This is a genomic window from Methanobacterium veterum, from assembly GCF_000745485.1.
Taxonomy (GTDB): domain Archaea; phylum Methanobacteriota; class Methanobacteria; order Methanobacteriales; family Methanobacteriaceae; genus Methanobacterium_D; species Methanobacterium_D veterum.
Genome location: NZ_JQJK01000008.1, coordinates 396,477 through 418,083 on the forward strand (window position 1 = coordinate 396,477; position 21,607 = coordinate 418,083).

The 21,607-nt window shown below is 33.7% G+C and carries 22 protein-coding genes; 9 read left to right on the forward strand and 13 right to left on the reverse strand.

Annotated features, from left to right (window positions below):
- Nucleotides 1-7 precede the first annotated feature (7 nt).
- The 6 genes from EJ01_RS02065 (at nt 8) to EJ01_RS16270 (ending at nt 5,203) form a co-directional block, all read left to right on the forward strand.
- Nucleotides 8-346: a P-II family nitrogen regulator gene (locus EJ01_RS02065; protein WP_048080264.1), complete on the forward strand. Its 339-nt coding sequence runs from the start codon at nt 8-10 to the stop codon at nt 344-346.
- Between the two features lie 704 nt (nt 347-1,050).
- Nucleotides 1,051-2,274 carry an ammonium transporter gene (locus EJ01_RS02070; protein ID WP_048080265.1) on the forward strand — a complete coding sequence of 408 codons (1,224 nt, stop codon included), beginning with the start codon at nt 1,051-1,053 and terminating at the stop codon, nt 2,272-2,274.
- Between the two features lie 19 nt (nt 2,275-2,293).
- Nucleotides 2,294-2,632 carry a P-II family nitrogen regulator gene (locus EJ01_RS02075; RefSeq protein ID WP_048080266.1) on the forward strand — a complete coding sequence of 113 codons (339 nt, stop codon included), beginning with the start codon at nt 2,294-2,296 and terminating at the stop codon, nt 2,630-2,632.
- A gap of 176 nt (nt 2,633-2,808) precedes the next feature.
- Nucleotides 2,809-3,501: an MBL fold metallo-hydrolase gene (locus EJ01_RS02080; protein WP_048080267.1), complete on the forward strand. Its 693-nt coding sequence runs from the start codon at nt 2,809-2,811 to the stop codon at nt 3,499-3,501.
- 210 nt (nt 3,502-3,711) lie between these two features.
- Complete coding sequence (locus tag EJ01_RS02085) at nt 3,712-4,182, forward strand: hypothetical protein (RefSeq protein WP_048080268.1); 471 nt, start codon at nt 3,712-3,714, stop codon at nt 4,180-4,182.
- A gap of 52 nt (nt 4,183-4,234) precedes the next feature.
- Entirely contained in the window at nt 4,235-5,203 is a 969-nt protein-coding gene (locus EJ01_RS16270) for a P-II family nitrogen regulator (protein WP_052375749.1), read from the forward strand.
- 40 nt (nt 5,204-5,243) lie between these two features.
- On the opposite strand, the gene pdxS is transcribed toward EJ01_RS16270, so the two are convergent.
- A complete protein-coding gene (pdxS, locus tag EJ01_RS02095) occupies nt 5,244-6,125 on the reverse strand; it encodes a pyridoxal 5'-phosphate synthase lyase subunit PdxS (protein ID WP_048080269.1) in 882 nt (293 codons plus the stop codon).
- An 804-nt stretch (nt 6,126-6,929) separates the two neighbouring features.
- On the opposite strand from pdxS, the gene EJ01_RS02100 reads away from it, so the two are divergent.
- Nucleotides 6,930-7,220, forward strand: coding sequence for a PRC-barrel domain-containing protein (locus tag EJ01_RS02100; RefSeq protein WP_084689102.1), 291 nt, complete (start codon nt 6,930-6,932; stop codon nt 7,218-7,220).
- Nucleotides 7,221-8,077: 857 nt separating this feature from the next.
- Here the strand turns inward: EJ01_RS02100 and EJ01_RS02110 are convergent.
- The 12 genes from EJ01_RS02110 to EJ01_RS02165 all read right to left on the reverse strand — a co-directional run bounded on the left by EJ01_RS02110 (nt 8,078) and on the right by EJ01_RS02165 (nt 19,175).
- Nucleotides 8,078-9,211: a tetratricopeptide repeat protein gene (locus tag EJ01_RS02110; protein WP_084689103.1), complete on the reverse strand. Its 1,134-nt coding sequence runs from the start codon at nt 9,209-9,211 to the stop codon at nt 8,078-8,080.
- A gap of 34 nt (nt 9,212-9,245) precedes the next feature.
- The gene (locus EJ01_RS02115) at nt 9,246-9,944 is read right to left on the reverse strand and encodes an anaerobic ribonucleoside-triphosphate reductase activating protein (RefSeq protein WP_048080271.1); all 699 of its coding nucleotides are present in this window, start codon (nt 9,942-9,944) and stop codon (nt 9,246-9,248) included.
- A 25-nt stretch (nt 9,945-9,969) separates the two neighbouring features.
- Nucleotides 9,970-11,070 (reverse strand): histidinol-phosphate transaminase, encoded by a 1,101-nt coding sequence (gene hisC, locus EJ01_RS02120; protein ID WP_048080272.1) that lies wholly within the window; start codon nt 11,068-11,070, stop codon nt 9,970-9,972.
- A gap of 154 nt (nt 11,071-11,224) precedes the next feature.
- A complete protein-coding gene (locus tag EJ01_RS02125; RefSeq protein WP_048080273.1) occupies nt 11,225-11,692 on the reverse strand; it encodes a gamma carbonic anhydrase family protein in 468 nt (155 codons plus the stop codon).
- Between the two features lie 164 nt (nt 11,693-11,856).
- Complete coding sequence (gene glmU, locus EJ01_RS02130; protein ID WP_048080274.1) at nt 11,857-13,131, reverse strand: bifunctional sugar-1-phosphate nucleotidylyltransferase/acetyltransferase; 1,275 nt, start codon at nt 13,129-13,131, stop codon at nt 11,857-11,859.
- Nucleotides 13,128-14,483, reverse strand: a complete 1,356-nt coding sequence (gene glmM, locus EJ01_RS02135; protein ID WP_048080275.1) for a phosphoglucosamine mutase — start codon at nt 14,481-14,483, stop codon at nt 13,128-13,130. Before glmM ends, glmU begins: the two co-directional genes overlap by 4 nt.
- 22 nt (nt 14,484-14,505) lie before the next feature.
- Nucleotides 14,506-15,741, reverse strand: a complete 1,236-nt coding sequence (locus EJ01_RS02140; RefSeq protein ID WP_048080276.1) for a 2,3-bisphosphoglycerate-independent phosphoglycerate mutase — start codon at nt 15,739-15,741, stop codon at nt 14,506-14,508.
- A gap of 39 nt (nt 15,742-15,780) precedes the next feature.
- Nucleotides 15,781-16,449 carry a TIGR00297 family protein gene (locus EJ01_RS02145; protein ID WP_048080277.1) on the reverse strand — a complete coding sequence of 223 codons (669 nt, stop codon included), beginning with the start codon at nt 16,447-16,449 and terminating at the stop codon, nt 15,781-15,783.
- Nucleotides 16,450-16,481: 32 nt separating this feature from the next.
- The gene (locus tag EJ01_RS02150) at nt 16,482-17,069 is read right to left on the reverse strand and encodes a 30S ribosomal protein S3ae (RefSeq protein ID WP_048080278.1); all 588 of its coding nucleotides are present in this window, start codon (nt 17,067-17,069) and stop codon (nt 16,482-16,484) included.
- A gap of 347 nt (nt 17,070-17,416) precedes the next feature.
- Complete coding sequence (locus EJ01_RS02155; RefSeq protein WP_048080279.1) at nt 17,417-17,746, reverse strand: NifB/NifX family molybdenum-iron cluster-binding protein; 330 nt, start codon at nt 17,744-17,746, stop codon at nt 17,417-17,419.
- Between the two features lie 64 nt (nt 17,747-17,810).
- A complete protein-coding gene (locus tag EJ01_RS02160; RefSeq protein WP_048080280.1) occupies nt 17,811-18,548 on the reverse strand; it encodes a class I SAM-dependent DNA methyltransferase in 738 nt (245 codons plus the stop codon).
- A gap of 57 nt (nt 18,549-18,605) precedes the next feature.
- Nucleotides 18,606-19,175, reverse strand: a complete 570-nt coding sequence (locus EJ01_RS02165) for a flavodoxin family protein (protein ID WP_048080281.1) — start codon at nt 19,173-19,175, stop codon at nt 18,606-18,608.
- A gap of 322 nt (nt 19,176-19,497) precedes the next feature.
- On the opposite strand from EJ01_RS02165, the gene EJ01_RS02170 reads away from it, so the two are divergent.
- Together EJ01_RS02170 and EJ01_RS02175 are read left to right on the forward strand one after the other, a co-directional pair.
- On the forward strand, nt 19,498-19,956 hold the full coding sequence (locus EJ01_RS02170; protein WP_048080282.1) for a MarR family winged helix-turn-helix transcriptional regulator: 459 nt from the start codon (nt 19,498-19,500) through the stop codon (nt 19,954-19,956).
- 77 nt (nt 19,957-20,033) lie between these two features.
- Nucleotides 20,034-21,419, forward strand: coding sequence for an MFS transporter (locus EJ01_RS02175; protein ID WP_048080283.1), 1,386 nt, complete (start codon nt 20,034-20,036; stop codon nt 21,417-21,419).
- The last annotated feature ends 188 nt before the right edge of the window (nt 21,420-21,607 follow it).

A 21,607-nucleotide genomic window follows, 5' to 3' on the forward strand; every position in this document is an offset into this window, starting at 1 on the left:
GTGAAAAATGAAAAAGATACTAGCCATCATAAGACCTGATAAACTGGAAGCTGTGAAAAATGCTCTTGAGGAGATTGGATGTCATGGGATGACTGTAAGGGACGTAAAAGGTCGTGGCCGACAGCTTGGAGTTACAGAAAACTACAGAGGTCGGGATTACAGAATAGATCTTCTCCCAAAGACTGAAATTGAAATAGTCACTCGAGAAACAGACGTTGAAGGTATAGTCCAGACTATAATAGAAACAGCTAAAACTGGAGATATTGGAGACGGAAAAATATTCATATCATCAGTTGAAGAGGTTATAAGAATCAGAACTGGAGAAAGAGGAGACAAAGCAATTTAGCTTGCTTAATCCCAATTTGATCTCAAACACACTTAGTGTTTGAGTATTTTCTATTTTTTTATTTAAATTCATTCTTTTTTTAAACTATTTAATAACTTTCTGAATTAATTAAAGAAAATTCTCGCTTTAATATAGTAATTACTTAATTTCTAGAAACATTTATATATTTTAAAATTTAATAGTAAACCGGAAGCATGTTTCCTTATTCCGGTATAAAAGAAAAGGAAATAAAATAAGGTAACAGCCCACGTAATTTAGAATTAAAAGAAAGATAGTAATTTAAAACAAACTTGTCATGACATAATACACATTATAACCCACATATTGTGTAAATTAGGTTATTACAACAAAAAAATCAATAATCTATTTAATCTAGGAAAAAGGTAGACATTTAAACCATATTTTTCTAAGTCAAATTGGTTAATTTGTATTAAAAAAACGATGATTAATCATGACAGTCGAAACTTTTATATACGATTAAGTAGTAAGTTTTACTATCGGAAGGAGGTTTCCGACATCCGAATGTAGACTTAACATAAGGATGGGGGTGTGAAATTATAAAACGCATATCTGGTGCAAAAGTTTGAATTTAGATTACAAAAATGCTTTAAAATATAAAAAAGCAGTTATACACATTACATTTTTAAAAATATTCACAAATAAGATTTAATATAAAAAAATAGCAATAATGGAGGAAAAAATATATGGTTCTTGATAGTGGAGATACAGCATGGATGCTCGTATCCACAGCTTTAGTAATGCTCATGACCGTTCCAGGTGTAGCATTATTCTATGGTGGTATGTCTAAACGAGAAAACGTTTTAAATACCATATTTATGTCACTTATAGCTTTTGCAATTACAAGCGTAATATGGATTTTATACGCATTCCCACTCGCATTTAATGCTAGTGTGGATCCATGGGGATTAATTGGTGCTCCAGCAAATCTCCTGTTCAGCGGAATAGGTGTAGATGATCTTGCAGCACTCGCACCAACCATACCTACAACAGTTTACGCAGCTTTCCAGATGACATTTGCTGCAATTACAGTGGCACTTATATCAGGTGCTGTTGTTGGAAGAATGAAAGCATCATCATGGATAGTATTCTCAGTAATCTGGGTATCATTAATATACGTCCCAATTGCCCACTGGGTATGGGGTGGAGGATTCCTTGCACAGCTAGGTGCTCTTGACTTTGCAGGAGGTACAGTTGTACACATAAATTCAGGGGTTGCTGGTTTAGCTTTAGCACTTCTCCTCGGAAAAAGAAAAGACATCGCATTACTACCACACCACTTAGGTTACTCCGTAATTGGTGCCGCACTTCTCTGGTTCGGCTGGTTCGGATTTAACGCAGGATCAGCATTAACAGCAGGCGGTCTGGCAGGATCTGCATTCCTCGCAACCAACACTGCTACTGCAGCAGCAATGATCTCATGGGTAGCAATAGACATAATTAAAACAGGAAAACCAACCATTCTCGGTGCTGTTTCCGGTGCTGTAGCTGGTTTAGTAGCTATAACTCCAGCAGCAGGTTTTGTAACAGTAGACGCTGCAATAGTTATCGGACTTATAACTTCAGTATTCTCATACTTCGCAGTATCCTGGTTAAAACCACGCCTCGGCTACGACGATGCTTTAGACGTATTTGGTATACACGGTATTTCTGGTACATGGGGAGCTATTGCAACAGGATTATTCGCAGCACCATTCGTAAATTCATTAGGAACTGGTGTTTTCTACGGAAATCCAGGACAGTTACTTACTCAGATAATAGCAATAGTTATAGTAGCAGCCTACTCATTCATAGGTACATTAATCATAGGTAAATTAATAGACATAACTATGGGTCTAAGAGTAGACGAAAAAACAGAAATTGAAGGCCTTGATACCAACTTACACGAAGAATCTGGTTACAGGATATAAATAAAATGGATGTGATTAAATGAAAGAAATAATTGCAATAATAAGACCAGAAAAATTAGAAAATGTAAAAGCAGCACTTGAAGCAATTGAATGCCGCGGGTTAACAGTTGTAGATGTGAAAGGTCGTGGTAGACAGCTTGGTGTTACAGAAAGCTACAGGGGCAGTGACTACAGGATAGATCTCCTGCCAAAAACAAGGCTTGAAATTATCGTAAAAGATGAAGAAGTGGACGAAGTTGTTGACACCCTGGTTAAAACAGCCCAAACTGGAGATATTGGAGACGGAAAAATCTTTATATCACCAGTTGAAGATGTTGTAAGGATCAGGACTGGAGAAAGGGGAGAAAACGCCGTTTAAATATTTAAACGGTTTTAACCCCCAACTTTTACCCCCTTTATATTTTTTAAATTTTTTTTATCTTAAAATACAGATAAACCATTAATTTTATAAACACGTGCCATATTTTAAAAAGAGTAATTAGAGCGGTAAAAGGTAGCCAAATATAGATTTAATCAATCCTTGGCGGAATTTATATGTACGAGGAAATAATACCCAATCTGTACATGATTAAGACAGGCAAACCTAGTTGCACATCCTATCTAATTTTAGGAACTAAACTAAACATTTTGATTGATTCTGGTATAAATCAAAATTATGGAATCCTAAAGAAAGATTTAAAAGAAATAGGGACTAACATAAGGGATTTAAATCTGGTTATAAATACCCATGAACACGTGGATCACTTTGGAGCTAACAGGTACCTCCAGAACAAAGTACCAATTATAACCCACCGTTATGCAGCCACCAAAATTATATCAGCAGACGATGAAGTGCTGCTTTGCCGCGCTTATGGACATAACCCTAAAGGATATCACGTACATTTCTGGTTAGAAAACATGAATGTGATAGATCTGGGAGATTGGTTTTTAAAAATATTTCATACTCCAGGACATACCTCAGGATCTATTTGTATCTATGAACCACGTAAAAAAATCTTAATATCAGGAGACACAGTATTTGCCCAAGGTACTATCTCAGATATATCTAGCTCCGGAAGCTATGGGGAATATATTAACTCACTGGCCAGATTAAATACCATGAAAATTGATTTGTTGTTACCAGGACATGGTGCCATATCTAAAAATGTAGAAAAAGACATTAAAAAAGCCATAGATAACGCTAAAATGAAACATGAAGAATTTCTAAGGAAAAAACATACCCTTTAAAAAATATTTAATATTATAATCCATTTTTTTAGGTTATTGATTGTTTTATTTTGCTTTTATTTTTTTATTTAAAATTTACTTGATTTATATTACTCTAGATTTGAAATAACATTGGATTTTTGAGTTTTTCAAAATGTTTATATACCAAAACAAGTATAGTCTTAACTACCGGAAGCAGGATTCCTTGATCCGGTAGGGGAGTGAATTTTTATGGAAGCAAAAAAAATTATAGTTCTGGGAGATTCAGATTCAGGAAAAACCACCGCATTAGAATACATATGTGAAAATTTAACAAAAACTACCGCATTAGACTATGGAAAAGCATTGATAAATGACAAAAGGGCATACTTCTTCTGTTCTCCCGGAAATAAACGATTTGCATTTATGCAGGACATAATATCAAAGAATCTTGATGGGGCCATTATATTTATAGATAATACAATAGGTATCACAAAAAATAATATGAAATTAATTCGATTCATTGAAGAAAAAAGAGTTCCTTATATCATATTTGCAAATAAACAGGATATAAATAATAAACCATTAAATATAGATGTCAATGCACCCATTATTCCAACAAACGCCGTAACAGGGCAAGGAATCAAAAATGGCTTAGAAAGATTATTTAAATTAATGAGTAATGAACGTATGAAATTTAAGCAAATGGCAGTTGCCACATAACTACCCCTAAAAAGTCAATACAACTATAAATAATAAATTACAGGTGATTTTAATGATAAAAATCCTGATTTTAGGAGCTTCAGGTTCTGGAAAAACAACTGCTTTGAAGCATATAAACAACCATGAAAATGTATCTATTTCATCATTTGACTATGGAAAAGCAACTATTGGTGAAGATACAGCTTATCTTTTTAGTTCTCCAGGTGTAGAAGGATTCAAATTTATAAATGACATAATATCCCCTGATGTTGATGGAGTTATAATATTTATAAATAATTCAATAGGTATTACTGAAACAGATGAAGGAATAATCAATTTTATAGATAAACACATTCCTTATGTTATATTTGCAAATAAACAGGATTTAAATAGTTCCAATTTAAAAATTGATTCAAATGCAATGGTTGTACCCACAATTGCAACAGAAGGAATTGGAGTAAATGACGGCGTGAGAATGCTGCTCAAATTAGTGGAAAATAGTGTAAAACCGGATATAAACCACGAAAAAGAATATGATAATACAGTTAAATCAAGTAATGACAGGATTACAAAACCCAAAAGAGAATTCAAAGATATAATCAATGATATCAAATTAGCGCGTGAAAAAGATCCACAAAAGCCTGATTTCAAAGAGATAGTTAAAAAAATTAAACCTTTACGTAATAGCGAAGTTGAAAAAGCAGAAATTTGTAAATTAAAATTAATAATGCACCCCATAGAACTTGATAATGTAAAAAAAGCACTGGAAGACTATGGATTTTCTAATATAACCATAACTGAAGTTGGTCACCTTAACAATGAATCCGTATCTAAAGAAACATATAGAGCCAGCAGGTATGATATAAATATCCCTCAAAGAATACAACTAAGCATGGTAATGAAACGAGAAGATGTTAAATATGTACTTCAAGCTATAGAACCTATTAAAACAAAAGATATCATGGACGAAATGTTTATATCTCCTGTAGAAAATGTGATAAGAATTAGAACTGAAGAACACGGCGAAGAAGCAATTGAATAATGTTTTAAATAAATTAAAAAAATAAGAAGGGTAAAATTATTTACCATCCTCTTGACTGGAGCCTTTCTTCTTCTGGAATTTGGCTTATTTCAAGACCGGGCATAGCTTTTCCAAGCCCTCTTGAAACTTTAGCTATGACTTCAGCGTCTTCATAATTGGCTGTTGCTTCAGTAACTGCTTTTGCAACTAATTCTGGATTTTCTGATTTAAATATTCCAGATCCAACGAAAACACCGTCTGCTCCAAGCTGCATCATAAGTGCAGCGTCTGCAGGTGTTGCAACCCCCCCAGCTGCGAAGTTTACAACTGGTAATTTTCCAAGTTCAGCTGTCTGTTTTACAAGCTCGTATGGAGCTTCAAGTTCTCTTGCAATTCCCCATAGTTCTTCTTCAGTTTTGTTTCTGATTTCCCTTATGGTTCCCTGTATCATTCTCATGTGTCTTACAGCTTCAACCACGTTACCTGTACCTGCTTCACCTTTTGTCCTTATCATAGCGGCCCCTTCATCTATTCTCCTTAGTGCTTCGCCAAGGTTTCTTGCCCCGCAGACAAAAGGAATTGTAAATTTCTTTTTATCAACATGATATTTTTCATCAGCAGGTGTTAGAACTTCACTTTCATCAATCATATCAACACCAAGGGATTCTAATACCTGTGCTTCAACAAAGTGGCCTATTCTAACTTTTGCCATAACTGGTATTGAAACTGCGTCCATTATTTCAATAACCTTTGAAGGATCTGCCATTCTGGCAACTCCGCCTGCAGCCCTTATATCAGCTGGGACTTTTTCTAGAGCCATTACTGCTACTGCACCTGCATTTTCTGCTATTTCTGCCTGTTCAGCGTTTACGACGTCCATTATGACTCCGCCTTTGGTCATTTTTGCAAATCCTTTCTTTAAAACTTCTGTTCCATGTAACATCGAATTTTCCTCCAAATGATTTTGTTAAATTAAATTTTTTTTCCTAAATGCAAGAGTTAAAAAGCATCATTACTTAAAAACATTGTTTAGGTTAACATTATATAACAATTGTTATATTATAAATCTTTTTATAGATTACTTATTAATTTGATTTCAAAGATTAAATAGTTTAACGGGATCATTTTTTGATACTTAAAAATTACAAGTGTACCTGATCTGAATATTAATCCATTTTAAATCTTTAGGAATTAAAGTTCTCAGTTACAACTATAAACTGGAGTCCCATCTTGATTTTATGATAAAAAAATTTTTAAACAGATGGAACTCATAACTGCACACAACTGCTGGTGACACAATTTTTTTCAAATTTTATATGTTTATTTTTTGACATAGTATATTGATAGTTAGTACTACAAATTTTTTGCAATGACTGCGTTAAACGGTTAGTTCGTTATAGTTCAGTTTAACGAAGTATCTAAGCACATAATTTTCAAAATTTAATAAAATAAAATAAATTTAAAATTACCAAAAATCACTCACCAGAGATACATGTAGCCAGTAATTTACTTTAATTTTTTCAATTTTTATAATAATTATAAATTTCATCAAGTAAAAACTACCTTTTCACATTAAAGCTACATAAACTAGCATTTTTTTTATTTTGCAAATTAATAGATCAGTTCCAATGTGATCATGTCATTAATAGTTAGATTTTTTGATATTGCAGTAAACTTAAAGTATTAATAATTACAATATAATTAATATATTGAATTAATTGATTTATATATAAAAAGGAGATAAGAAATGAAAATAGCAGATGAATTAAAGGGTAAAGAAGTTATAGATGCAGCTGGAAATAAAGTAGGTGAAATAAGTGATGCAGAATGGAGCCCTCAAACCAACAGGGTTGAATCGCTAATTGTTACAGAAGGAGGGGCTTCTGCTAAACTGGGAATGGGCAAAAAAATAGAGATACCCTACAGCGAAATTAAAACCATAGGCGAAAAAGTGCTCTTAAACGGTACAAGTAAATCTGAAAGTGTAGAAGAACCTCCAAGCATAGAAGAAATCAAAAGAAGGGAAGAAGAAATATAAAATTTCCTACTAACCATATATTCTTTTACAAATTACATACCCAAACTCAAAAGAAGAGATAAATATCCCCCTTACTTATTTTTACACTCTTACCATTTATTTTTATAAATTGTATTCCTTTCCATTACTAGAAAAATACAAACAATATAACTAATTTATGGATCTATCAGCCGTTTCGAGTAAAATTTTAAACTTAACAAAATAAAACTATTCTATGGGGATATTAACGTTTCATTTATCTAAGCTCAGAATGATTTTTAATTTAATCAGATTAACCTTTCATTTAAATGATCAAATAGGGTTAACCATATAAAAAAAATAGTCTAACTTGATAGTAAACAATATTATAGAATATACCTCAATTTCCAGTTAGAAAATAGCGAAATATTATTGGAAATAAAAATTATTTAAAATTTAATAAGTCTTTGTCTAAGTTTTAGAAAGTACAATAGTACTTTCCATATTAAATAAAAGTTAGTAATTTTCTAGACATTCATCCTTTAAAATTTAAGTATCTTACTTTGATCAAATTGAAATTCATTTTTGTTCTTCGATCTCCGCAGCGAAGCTTACGAAAAACTATGTTTTTCGTGCTGCAAAAACAAGTTTTTGCAAGCTTTTGGAAATTTCCAATTTCCGATGTTTGCAAATCTTCGATTTGCAACCGCAAAAACCAATGGTTTTTGCATGCCCCGAAAACTTCGTTTTCGAGGGCGAGGATTTTTCGATCCATCCCTTGCAAAATCAAAGATTTTGCACGCCCAAAAATTCTATGAATTTTTGACGGCTTTTTTTGAAAAAGTTGGCAAAATTTTCAATTTTGCCACGTTAAAAATCAAAGATTTTTAACAGGGTGGTTAGTAATTTTCTAAACATTCATCCTTTAAAACACGGGCATCCTCATTTGCAGGATTTATAAGTATAGCCCGGTTAAAACACTCTGCTGCTTTTTCAAACTCATCAAGCTCCATAAGGGCCACACCTTTATTGCTCCAGATAATATCATTTTTAGAATCTAGATTTAACGCTTCGTCGTAACAATTTAAAGCTTCATCAAACCTTCCAAGCTCTAAAAGGGCATTACCTTTACGGTTCCAGGTTGATGCATCAGGTGATTCTTCAAGGCATAACTCCAATGCTTTATCATAAGCTGTAAGCGCTTCTTCAGTTCTTTCTAATTCTGTTAAAATATTTCCCTTTGCATTCCACACATCAGGATTTTCAGGCTCTATTTCTAGAATCTTATCATAGCATTTTAAAGCATCTTCAAATCTGCCAAGCATCTCTAAAATAAATCCTCTCCAGTACAATACAGCAGAGTTAGCTTTATTTATCTTTAAAGCCTTTGTATTGCACTTTAATGCTTCTTCAGGCTTATTTGAATTTAAAAGTGCTATTGCCTTGTTGTTCCAGATGAACTCATTCTCAGGATCGTTTTCTAATGCTTTATCATAGTTTTTGATGGCTTCATCGAACTTACCTAAACGTGACAGATTGTCTCCCCTCTTATTTAAAAGATAAACATCGTCAGGGTCATGTCTTAAAGCTGCGGTATAGCACATTACAGAATCATTGAATCTTCCTGAATCAAACAGTATATCTGCTCTTTTGGTTATCAAAGCTTTTTCATCTATTTTTTCGCCTTCCCATTTATCAACGGGATACTTTTTAAACCTTATTATCTGGAACAACGAATCATCGCTTGTATCATCAGGATACATCTTTCTAAATTCTGCTTCCAGCTCTGCAGCACTTTCAAAACCTTCTTCTCTTGCAAGATCATCATCTTTAATGATATCTTTAAATTCCATAATCTCTACACCGGTTACTTCAGCTTCAAATAGCTTTTTACGCTCTTTGGATATGAGATTCCAGTAACAGTGAAGACGATCCCCAGGAGACAGTGGTTTTTTCCATAGTTTCCTTATTGTGGTAGTTTTTTTACCCGTTATAAGTTCTAAATGACTGCTTCCAAATAATAATATAGGCATATACGACCTCCGCCTAATGAAAAATAATAATTAATTAATTTATAAATTCATTTCCAAATTCTGCTGTTTTTATTCTCACTTTTTTTAAGAATGGTTTTACAGCCTTACCAATTTCTCTAAGTTCATCCCTTGAAGGAACAGGCGTGCCCTGTAATTTTTTATCTAATACAATTTTATCTCTGAATTGTTGAATTGTATATATATCTGAGGTTATAGTTTTTGCAATTGCAATTATGTCTTGAGGATCCATTAAGAAGGGTACATAAGTTGTCCTGCACTCAAGATATATTTTATTATCTATGCAAATTTCCATACTTTCTTTAACATTATCCCCTATATCTGATCCTATAATCTCTTCGTACTTATCAAAAGGAGCCTTAATATCTAAAGCTACATAATCCAGCAGATCTATAAGTTCAGAAAGTTTATCTGGGAAACATCCATTGGTATCCAGTTTAGTTTTTAATCCCTGATTTTTACAGTATTTCAAGATTTTTTTCACATCATCATACTGTATAAGAGCTTCCCCTCCAGTTATTACAACGCTGTCTATAAAATCAATGGAACTTTCAATTTTTTCAATGATTTCATCAAGTTCTACTGATTTTCCATTGTCTATGAGTTCAGGATTATGGCAATATGGACACTTTAAAATACAACCTCCTGAAAAAATAACGATGGACATTTTTCCAGGAAATTCCAGAGAGGATACGATTATATCTCCTATCATCATTTAAATTACAACCTCAAATATCAAATTACCCAATTAAATCTGCAAGTATTTCAATAAATCGGGCATCTTCTTCCATTGTCCCGACACTTACCCTTACCCAGTACTCATCCAGTCCTTTAAACGAAGCACAGTCTCTTACAATGACTCCTCTTTTTAAGAGCTCTTCTGCAAATTCACTGGAGGTCATTCCAGTTTCTTTAACACCTACAAGCAGATAATTTGATTTTGAAGGGTAAACATCAAGTTTATCAAATTTAGACATGTTTTCATATAAAAATTCTCTGCTTTGGATTCCAATTTCTATGGATTCTTGTATGTACTCCTTATCATCCAGCACTGCCGATGCTGCCTCATAGGAAAGCTTTGTAAGGCTGAATACTGGTTTTACCCTGTGCATGTATTCTATAAATTCCGGATTTGAGATTGCATAACCTATCCTCATTCCAGAAAGTCCAAAGACTTTAGAGAATGTCCTGAGCAGAAGCAAATTATCATAATCTTTTATTAGATCAACATTGTTAACTTCTGAAAACTCAAAATATGCCTCATCTGCAACCACAAGCGCATCTGTACTTTCAAGTACTCTCTTAATATCTCTTTTATCTATTAATGTCCCTGAAGGATTATTTGGAGTACATAAAAAGATTATTTTTGTTTTTTCAGATAAAGCTGCTATTATTGAATCCACATCAAGTTCGTTTTTTTCCATGTCCCATCGGGCATATACTGGAACTCCTCCGTGAATCTTTAAAGTAAATTCATAGTACATATATGAAGGTAGTGGGACTATAAATTCGTCGCCTGGTTCTATTAATGTTTTCCCGAGCACATCCAGGATTTCATCTGCCCCATCTCCACCTATTATTATGTTAGAACTGTCCACTCCAGAGTATAAAGCTAGTTTTTCCTTTAGTGGTTCCAAATTTGTTTCAGGATACTGACTTATTAACTGGAGACTCTCTTTTATCGCTTCCATTGATTTTTCAGAAGGGCCAAGTGGATTTTCGTTTGATCCAAGCTTTATGATTGTTTCAGGATCAAGATTATATTTCTGTGCTATTTCTGGGATTGATTTTCCCGGAACGTAAGGATCAAGTTTTTTTACAGTTTCTTTTACTTTAACCATATGATCACCAGTTGTTCTACTAATATTAATTACTGGACTAATGTGTTGTGTTCTAAACCATGCGATTGACTGGATTAATTTAACCAGATAACTATTAATTCTAATTACAGATTTAATTATGTTGTATTTAATAGCGTGATTTAAACCACATAATTTATTTTGCTAATTGTGCGTATCTTACAGCATGATCTTTAATACCTTCTATTTCTTCATCTGTAAGCTTTCTGACCGCCTTTGCAGGAGCGCCCAGGATTAAACTTCCTTCTTCAAATTCTTTTCCTTCTGTAACTAATGCACCTGCCCCAACAATACAGTTTTTCATGATTTTTGCACCATTTAAAACAGTAGCATTCATTCCAATCAGGCAGTTATCTTCGATTTTACACCCGTGTAAAACTGCAGCGTGGCCTACAGTCACGTAATCTCCTAATTCAACCGGATAATTTTTTGATGAATGTACGACGCAATTGTCCTGAACATTAGAATATTTTCCAATAGTTATGGATTCTATATCTCCTCTTAAAACAGCATTATACCATATTGAAGATTCTGAATCGATTTTAACATTTCCAATTATTTTTGAACCTTCAAATGTCTTAACACTTTTATCTACAGTGCTCATTTGGTTCACCTACTTAAAAGTTAGTTAATTTACGGCAATTCTATTTTAAACATGTTTAAACATGTAAAAACCATAGGTTTTTACGGTTAAATAATCGAGAGATTATTTAAACACAGTTAAATTCAATAAATCTAATCGTGTTATTCACTTAATAAATAACAAATTTATTCATCATATTTTATGATTTTATATTCCTGTTTTACTAAAACAAGTGTATTTGAAGGTATATCTTCATAAATTATAGTGCCAGAACCTACTGCTGAATTTATACCCACTTTAACTCCGGGATTGAAACTGGAATTTATACCTGTTTTAACGTTATCTCCAAACACTGCACCAAGTTTTCTAATACCGCAGTCAAATTTTTCGCCTTTAATTTTCATCTTGACATTTTTATTATCAAAACGCAGGTTTGCAATGTTTGTACCTGCAGCAACGTTACAGTTAGCTCCAATTACTGAATCACCGACATATGAAAGGTGATTAACATTAGTACCATCCATTATAATTGAATTTTTAATTTCAACTGCATTTCCCACGTTTACGTTATTTCCAAGGTATGTATATTTTCTCAAATAGGAATTAGGTCCAATATCACAGCCTTCTCCAATAAAAACAGGACCCAAAATGTAAGTTCCAGACCTGATGATACTGTTTTTTCCAAGAATTATCTTGCCGTGGATTGTGACTCCTTCTTCAATTTCACCCTGGATATCCTCTTCCATTTCACTTATGAAATGTTCATTGACATTTAGAAGCTCCCATGGTCTTCCAACATCAATCCATTTATTATTAGATTTAAGCCCTCGTACTATTTTATTTTCGTTCATCTGAATTTTAAGGGAATCTGTTATTTCATATTCTCCTCTTTCAGACTTTTCTGTCCTGTCTATTGCATCAAAAATTGTTTTATCAAAAAGGTATATCCCGGCATTTATAAGGTTACTTGGAGCTTCTCCAGGAGCTGGTTTTTCAATAATATTTTTAATTATGTCGTTTTCTATTTCTACAACTCCAAATGAAGATGGATCTTCAACTTCAGTAAGCATGAGAATTGATGAAGTTTCCTCTGACTCATATTTTACTATTAAATCCACAATAAGCTCTGGATCAACTATTATATCCCCATTCAGAACTATAAATTCATCATCAATCATATCGCGGGCAGAATTTATGGCATGTGCGGTTCCGAGTCTTTTTTCCTGAGTGATGTAATCAATGTTAACTCCAAATGAAGAACCATCTTCAAAATAATCTTCAATAGCCTCTTTTTTATAGCCTACAACCATTATTATATCTTTAATACCTGCATCTCTCAGCGCTTCTAAATTATATTGAAGTATTGGTTTTCCTCCAACCTGCAGCATTGTTTTTGGTCTTGTTAATGTTAACGGGCGCATCCTTGTGCCTTCACCTGCCGTAAGCAATACTCCTTTCATAATATTCCCTCTATAAATTCTCTGGATTTAGTTCTAATTGATTGAGCTATTTCAACATTTCTACCCTCTAAAGTAATCCTTATGTAAGATTCGGTACCCGAAGGCCTTATTAGAACCCAGCTTCCATCTTTCATGGAAATTCTAACTCCATCTATGAAATTGACATCATTTACATCTTCGAAATAATCTGGAAGTTCCTCTTTGACTTTTTCCATTATCAGTGTCTTTTGAATGTTTTCACATTCTATTTTATCTCTCACTGTTGGATAACTGGGTATTTCATTTAAAAGTTTAGAAAGAGGACCATATTTTTCCACAATTTCTATAACCTTAAGTGCAGAAAGTATTCCATCAGGACACATGCAGAAATCTGGATGGAGCCATGTACCAGAAGGCTCACCACCAAATGCAGCATTACACTCCACTATTGCCTCTGCAACATGAACATCTCCTACTTTAGTACGTACTACTTCACCGCCGGATTCTTTCATACATTTATCCACACAGAATGACGCGTCAACAGTTGTAACTATTTTTCCACCAATTTTACTTGATACAAGTGCTAAAAGCTTATCAAAATCTGCCATCTTTCCTTCATCATCGATTGCAACCATTCTATCTGCATCACCATCATGTGCAATTCCAATGTCCGCCCCTGTAGCTTTAACAACTTTCATAAGTTCAGAAAGATTTGCCTCTGAGGGTTCTGGCATTCTACCCGGGAAAAATCCGTCGGGTTGGCTGTTTAAAGTTAAAACTTCACAACCTGCCTTTCTAAGCACTGTTGGAGATACAAAAGAACCTGCCCCATTTGCACAATCGACAACAACTTTAAGGCCTCCTTTAATATCTACATTGTTCAGTAAGTCGTCCATGTACCCTGAGATAATGCTGCTGTTATCTTTAATATCCCCTATATGTTCCCATGAAACTTTAGAGAAAGTCTTCTCATGGACTATTTTTTCTATTGTTCTTTCCTGATCCTGAGTATAAGCCATACCTTTTGGATTCCATAGTTTTATTCCGTTGTACTGGGAAGGATTATGAGATGCAGTTATCATGATTCCTATATCTGCATTGAGTTTCATTGCTGCATATCCAACCAACGGCGTTGGAACCATTCCAAGCCGAATTACATCGCAGCCGCATTGTAATATCCCTGCGATGATTGCATTTTCAACCATCTTATTTGAAGTCCGTGTATCATATCCTATAACAGCTTTACGCCCTTTTCCACCAACATATGTTGCTGCTGCCATTCCAACATCTGTTATTAAGTTTAAAGTGATTTCACTGCCTATTTTACCTCTGATACCTGATGTACCAAATAGTCTTGGAATCATATCTGTCATACAATACACCGTTTTTACTTAATTAGGCTCCAAATTTTTCAGACTTGTTCATGAAATCCATTAATATATTCATGATATCGGAGCCTCTTATTCTGCATAATCCGCCATATGCTGCTGCCCTTTCACTAAAACTGTTAACATTATCCACTTTAACTTCAGGTCCCTTTATGATAATAGGAACAGGATCTCCTGTGTGATCCATTACAGAAATTGGAGTTGAATGATCTGCAGTTAAAATGAAATAAAGATCATCTATTTTCATTACTTCCTCAATTACAGCGTCTACTTTTTCGATGAATTTCACCTTTTCTTCCATCTGCCCGTCGTGACCTGCTTCATCTGCGCCGTCTATATTAATTAATATAAATTCATAATCATCATTCTTTGCTGCTTCAACAATACTTGCAGTCATATTTTCAAGGTTGGTATCAATTCCACCGGTAGCCCCTTCAACATCAATTAAATCCATACCAGTTATTTTTCCAATTCCTTTAATAAGCCCTGTTTCTGCTATGCATGCAGCCTTTACTCCATATTTTTCTCCAAATGGAATAATATGAGGAACTGCACCTACTCCTCGAGGTAAAACCACATTTGCAGGGTTTTCTCCTTCATTTATTCTTTTAAGATTTACAGGGTGATCTTTTAAAAGATCATATGAAGTTTTAACGAATTTATTTAATATTGCTGCTGTTTTTGCTGCTTCAGGAGAATCATCTAAAGGAACAACTTCTTTAGGAGGTTTTCCTTCATGTTTTGGATCGGCGTCGGATACTTTATCAGATAATCCGGCTCCCCTAAGTACAAGTACAGCCCGGTGTCCTGTAGATTCTTTAAATATTATTTCTATATCTTCAAATCCTTCTAATTTTAAAGAATTTATAGATCCCGCAATTTCTTCTGTACCTTCTCTTATTCTCCCGGCTCTCCTATCTACAATAATACCATTTTCATCTTGGGTTGAAAAGTTACATCTAAAGGCTATATCTCCAGCTATAACATCTAGCCCTATTCCTGCTGCTTCAAATGGCCCCCTGCCAGTATAAACTTCATAAGGGTCATAACCCAGTATTGAAATATGAGAAGTATCACTCCCTGCCCTTATGCCTGGGCGTATCGGATCCATGATACCATTTATGCCTATTTCAGCTAATTTATCCATATTTGGAGTGTTTGCAGCTTCAAGTGGAGTTTTATATCCAAGATCTTTTATAGGACGATCTCCCATCCCGTCTATTATCATTATAATTCCTTTCACACTATCACCCAACTATGTAAACATTGTGCGTTATACCTATTAAACTATAAGAATTCCTAAAATTGCCCCTGATACAGTAGCTAAAAGATTAACATGTTCATTTGTAAGATAATTCCTTGATTCAAGTACGGCTCCAAGAATACTGTCTACAAAACATCCGAAAGTACCAGATATAACTGCTATTTTAAGTGCAGTGAAAGGATCTGCAGATATTCCTAAAAGATAAGCAATAATACCTATAATTCCTGCACCTATAATTCCTGCAGCAGTCCCCAGCGGAGAGATTCCTCCATCTGTTCCAGGCGGGACTTTTTTAAAAGTAGTTATAAGCCTAGGATGCTTATCTACAACTCCTATTTCACTTGCAAGTGTATCTGAAGTTGCAACTGCAATGGAACCTATAAACCCAGCATAATTTCCAAATGCCGCCATAACAAAAGGAACTATTCCATTAGAAATTACATTTTTTACACTTCTTGTACCCTCGTAAATACCCATTTCCTTCTTGTATTCATGTTTATATTTGGTAAATATCAGGCCAAGAATCAGGAAAGCAAAAATTAAAAGAAGCCAGTTAACTCCAGCAGTAAAAATAATAATTATACCCATGATAATCATGAAAATGGATCCTAAAAGATCGAGGGCTCCTTTAAGGTATATTAAAAGCCCTACGATTACAAGTAAGATCACATATTCTAAATATATCATTTATCTCCCAGATATTTTAGTAACTAAACTGATTATGCTGGTTCTTCAGCTACTTGAGTTTTAATTATTTCAACTCGTTTTAAAGGATATATTTTCTTTGTTTCGTGGTATATACTGGATGCCATTTTTCCAGTTATTACCCCTTCCACAAATTCTGGGAAAGTTTTTCCATCCACTGCCTGTTGAATAAGGTTGCCCATAGTTTCCCTTATAAACTTCTGCTGGGATGCTTTTGCCCTTTTTACGGTTATTGCAATGATATGCACATTAACTTTGTAACCGTCTTTTGTAGTTACCTCTGAAAGGGTATCTATTCTACTTGTTCCTCTTCTTATCATGCTTCTAACATAATCTGTTGTTACATGATGTCCAACAAACTTGGTGTTTGCTGTGTCTCCAGCTACGTTGTTAATCTGGAAGTAAAGTTTAACGTATTGTTTGCTGAAATCACCAGTTAATTCTCTCATTGATGATTCAACTCTTCTTTTTAAGAGTATATCTGGATCTCGTGCAGGTGTGGTTCCTATTTCTGCCTCTCCAAAATCTTTAGGAGTCATAATTTTATACCATTGTTTTTCTTTCCACGTATCACGCACTCTTCGCCTTCTAGCTTTAGCCATATTATCACCTTTATAAATTTATTTGTAAAATACCGTCCCTAATAGACTTATAGAATAATTCCTTTTATTATAACACTTATAAAAAAGGATTTCATAAAAACTATTTGGTAGATTAAATTAAATTAAAAATTTACTTAATATACAATCTCATTCCTAGTTTATAAATATATGGAAAATATCTGAGGATAAAACAGAGTTTTTATAGTAATTTTCCATTATTTTTAATTTTAAATTTATTTTTTAAAAATCCGCCCAGGTTATACACTACTATTTAGCAGGGGTAATATTTATACTTTTAATGTTCGAAAATCAAAGCCCGCAAAAATTAAAAAATTTTAAGAATATTTTTAAAATAAGGGTTTTTTCATGAAGTTATAATGCTTAACAAACTTCTCAAGAACATCTTCTATGCTCCCTTCATCTTCTACAAGCCTAATTCCCGCATTTTTAATGCCAAATTTACCTTTTAAACCTGCTTGAACACATATAACAACTTCACAATCACTTATTGCATCTAATGATTTTTGCCACTGGTGTTTTTCACCCTCGGTTTTAAGAGATTCTCTTTTTTCTATGAAATTCATATTTTTTTCATCAAATTCATAAATCATGAATCCCTGCGCTTTACCAAAATGATCCACATCATTACCATTAGATGTTGCTACAGCTATTTTCATAAATGATCACTTAATTTAATATAATCTTAATTACTCAAATATTTTCTTACAAAGTCGACCTTTACTATTTTACACCCACAAAAACAGGTCTTTCCCCATTTCCAATTTCATAAATTTCATCTTTAAAATTAGAGTAGATAAAAGTTTTAAATCCAATACTTTTCATTAATTCATCGACCTTCTTTATTTCAAAGATTCCCAATTTATGTTCATCAATGTCAAAATCAACTTTTCCATTCTCTTTTACCAGAAAAATAAAATTTGAATTAAGAACTCCGTTTTCCAAATGTGCTTTAGAAATCCGGGCTAATTTTAGGTCTTTATCAACTACAGTATCAACACTTAAATGTCCGTCAACCCAGTTTTCCTTATTGATCCCCAGATCAAAGATTAAAACACCGCCTTTATTTAAATGGCCATAAAAATTAGTTAAAGTCAATTTCAGCTCTTCAGCTGTAACATTGTAATTCATGGCACTGAACATACAGATTACAACATCGAATTTTCGCCCTAAATCAAGTTTTTTCATGTCTCCAGTTATAAACTCAACATCCGGCACTTTTTCTTGGGCAATTTTTAACATTTCTTTGCTTATATCAATCCCCAGAATTTCAAAATCATCCTTCAAAAAATGGGCATGTCTTCCAGTTCCACATGCAATATCCAAAAGTACATTACTTTCGCTGTTCCCATGTTTGTTTACAGCCCATTTTATAAATTTAGATTCCCTTTTGTGGTCTAATTTTTCATAGATCTTATCATAATAACCTGCAAATTTTTTATAAAGCTGTTCTTCAGTCATTTTAACACCTGAAAAAGTTAAAAATAGATATAATTAAAAAAAATTTATAAATTTTGATTATTCGCTTATTTTTTTAATTAAAGTTGCCACATTGTATCCAAATTTCTTGATAGTCCTCATTCCTTCTTCATCATCCTGCACATCTCCAGGGGCATGGCCAAATACCATGTTCCAGTAGGTTGATCCTGGAACGATCATATCATTGATAAAAAAAAACATCAGCATTTCCTGTATTGTTGCTGTATGTCCCCCTCTTCTTGCAACAGCTATTGGACCTCCCACTTTCCATGACAGAAAATTATCAGAAGCCATTGAAACCATTCCTATTCTCTGCAGTGCAGACATTACATCTCCACGCGCGGTTCCAAAATAAACCGGTGCCCCTACAATAAAACCATCTGATTCTCTAATTTTTGTTATAATATCATTTAATCCATCATTAATTGCACATTCGTTTAATTCTTTGCATCTTCCGCATGCAATGCATGATTTGATACTTTTTCCTACAAATGAGATTATTTCAACATCCAAACCTTCATCTTCTATAGCACCTGCACATTCTTCAAGTACCTGATATGTATTTCCACTTGGTCTTGGACTAGCACATAATAAAAGAACTTTTTTCATTAAATTGTTCCTCCTAATACATCTATTCACTACTTTGTGGATTTGGTCAATGGGGATAATAAAGTTAAAGGTAACCCATCAGTAACCAATTCATTCTTTACTTTTTATTACCCAATGCCAAAATCGTTCCATAATTCAAGATCATGTATTATTTAATCTTTGATTTTTATCTAAAAAAATTTTATCTCCCCAAATTTTATATGCGGCGCCATATAATATCGTAACACGATATATTTGAAGGCAAACAAAATGATTATGGGTACATATTAATCCCACAAAATAGCCAAATATAACAATTAGAGCAACACATGGCGGTATATAATTGAAAAAAGGAAATATAACAGAAATATTGAGATATTGGGAACATATAAATAAGTTAATACGATTAAAACACCGCGAAACAGCCCAAAAATATGAGTTAACATTTGAACAGTTCCATTTGATGATAGAACTGGATCACCATGCTGAATTCAAGCTTGATACCTATGAGTTACCACCAACAGTGGGAGAAATTGCAGCAGATATCGGAAATGCTCCCCATACATTATCTGAACGCATAAAAAGACTCGAAAAGAAAGGTATGGTTAAAAAAATAAAAGATGAAGAAGATTTACGGATAAATCGAGTTATGCTTACTGATAAAGGCCAGAACCTGATTGACCGCATAAAAAATGAATCAAGCAATACCTTCCTTTACAGTGCACTTGAAGAAATGGATGAAAAAACCTTAAGTAATTTATCAAATGGTTTAAAGCAGTTGGATGAGAATTTACTCAAATAAAACCAATTAAATTAAAATTAAAATTAAAGATTAAAATAAAAGATAATATAAAAAAGATATTTAACAGGGGATAAATCATGAACACAGAGAAATCTTGTAAGCAGACCAATACTATTGATAATCGAATACCCGCTCTGCTGGTAGCCACGTTAGCTTCATTTTTTACACCTTTTATGGCATCTGCAGTCAATATTGCTCTTCCAGCAATTGGTTATGAGTTTGCTGCAGATGCTATCATATTAAGCTGGATTCCAACAGCATATTTATTAGCATCTGCTGTTTTTGCAGTGCCTTTTGGAAGAATAGCCGACATACATGGCATGAAGAAGATATTTACATACGGCATAATCATTTTTACATCAGCAACCTTTTTATCAGGTGTAGCCCCCTCTGTAATTTCACTTATTGCATTCAGAGTTTTACAGGGGATCGGTTCTGCAATGATATTTGTTACAGGTTTAGCTATTATAACATCTGTATACCCTCCAAAAGAACGAGGAAAAGCAATAGGTATAAATATTGCGGCAGTTTACACAGGTTTATCAATGGGCCCTGTTCTAGGGGGAATATTAACACATTATCTCGGGTGGAGAAGCATATTCTATGTAATTATACCCTTAGGATTACTTGTAATTGCCCTTACCTCATTGAAAGTCAAAGGAGAATGGGCCGAATGTAAGGGAGAAAATTTCGATTATTTAGGGTCAATTATCTATGGTATCGCCATTATAATGTTGATGTATGGCTTTTCAATAGTTCCCGAGACTTCAGGAATTATACTATTAATTTCAGGCATTATAGGAATTTTAGCGTTTGCAATGTTCGAATTAAGGGTTAAAAATCCTGTTTTTGAAGTAAGGCTCTTCAAAAATATAACCTTCGGATTTTCCAGCGCGGCAGCTTTAATTAATTACAGTGCCACATTTGCAGTTACATACCTTTTAAGCCTTTATCTGCAGTACATAAAAGGGTTTGATGCCCTATCTGCAGGACTAATTCTTGTAGCCCAGCCTGCAGTTATGGCAATCACCGCACCAGTAGCAGGAAGATTATCGGATAAATTCTCACCAGGAGCAATAGCATCAATAGGAATGGCGATTACGGCAGCCAGCCTTTACTTCCTGACATTCCTAGACAGCAATACTGGTCTTGAGTTCATCATAGTAGTTTTATTGATACTCGGATTTGGATTAGGATTGTTCTCATCACCAAACACCAATGCAATTATGGGATCAGTTCAAAAAAGATTTTACGGTATTGCATCAGCTACTGTAAGCACGATGCGTCTTATTGGGCAGATGCTCAGCATGGGAATAGCTTTGCTGATATTTTCAATAGTTATTGGAAATGTTCAGATACTGCCAAGCAGTTACCCTGCCCTGTTAGTCAGTATAAAAATTGTATTTACAATTTGTGCAGTTCTCTGCTTTATAGGCATATTCGCTTCACTGGCCAGGAAATAACTTTTGGCCAGTGCACTAAATTCTCAATTCTCATTTCTTATATTTTTATTTTAATTTGATTATTATCTCTTAAATCATGTTTAATGTTTTAATATTCTTATTTTATATAAAATACCGATATTTTAATGAAATATACTAATTTTAGCCATTAAAACACCAAATTTATTAGACCTACAGTCAATAACCAT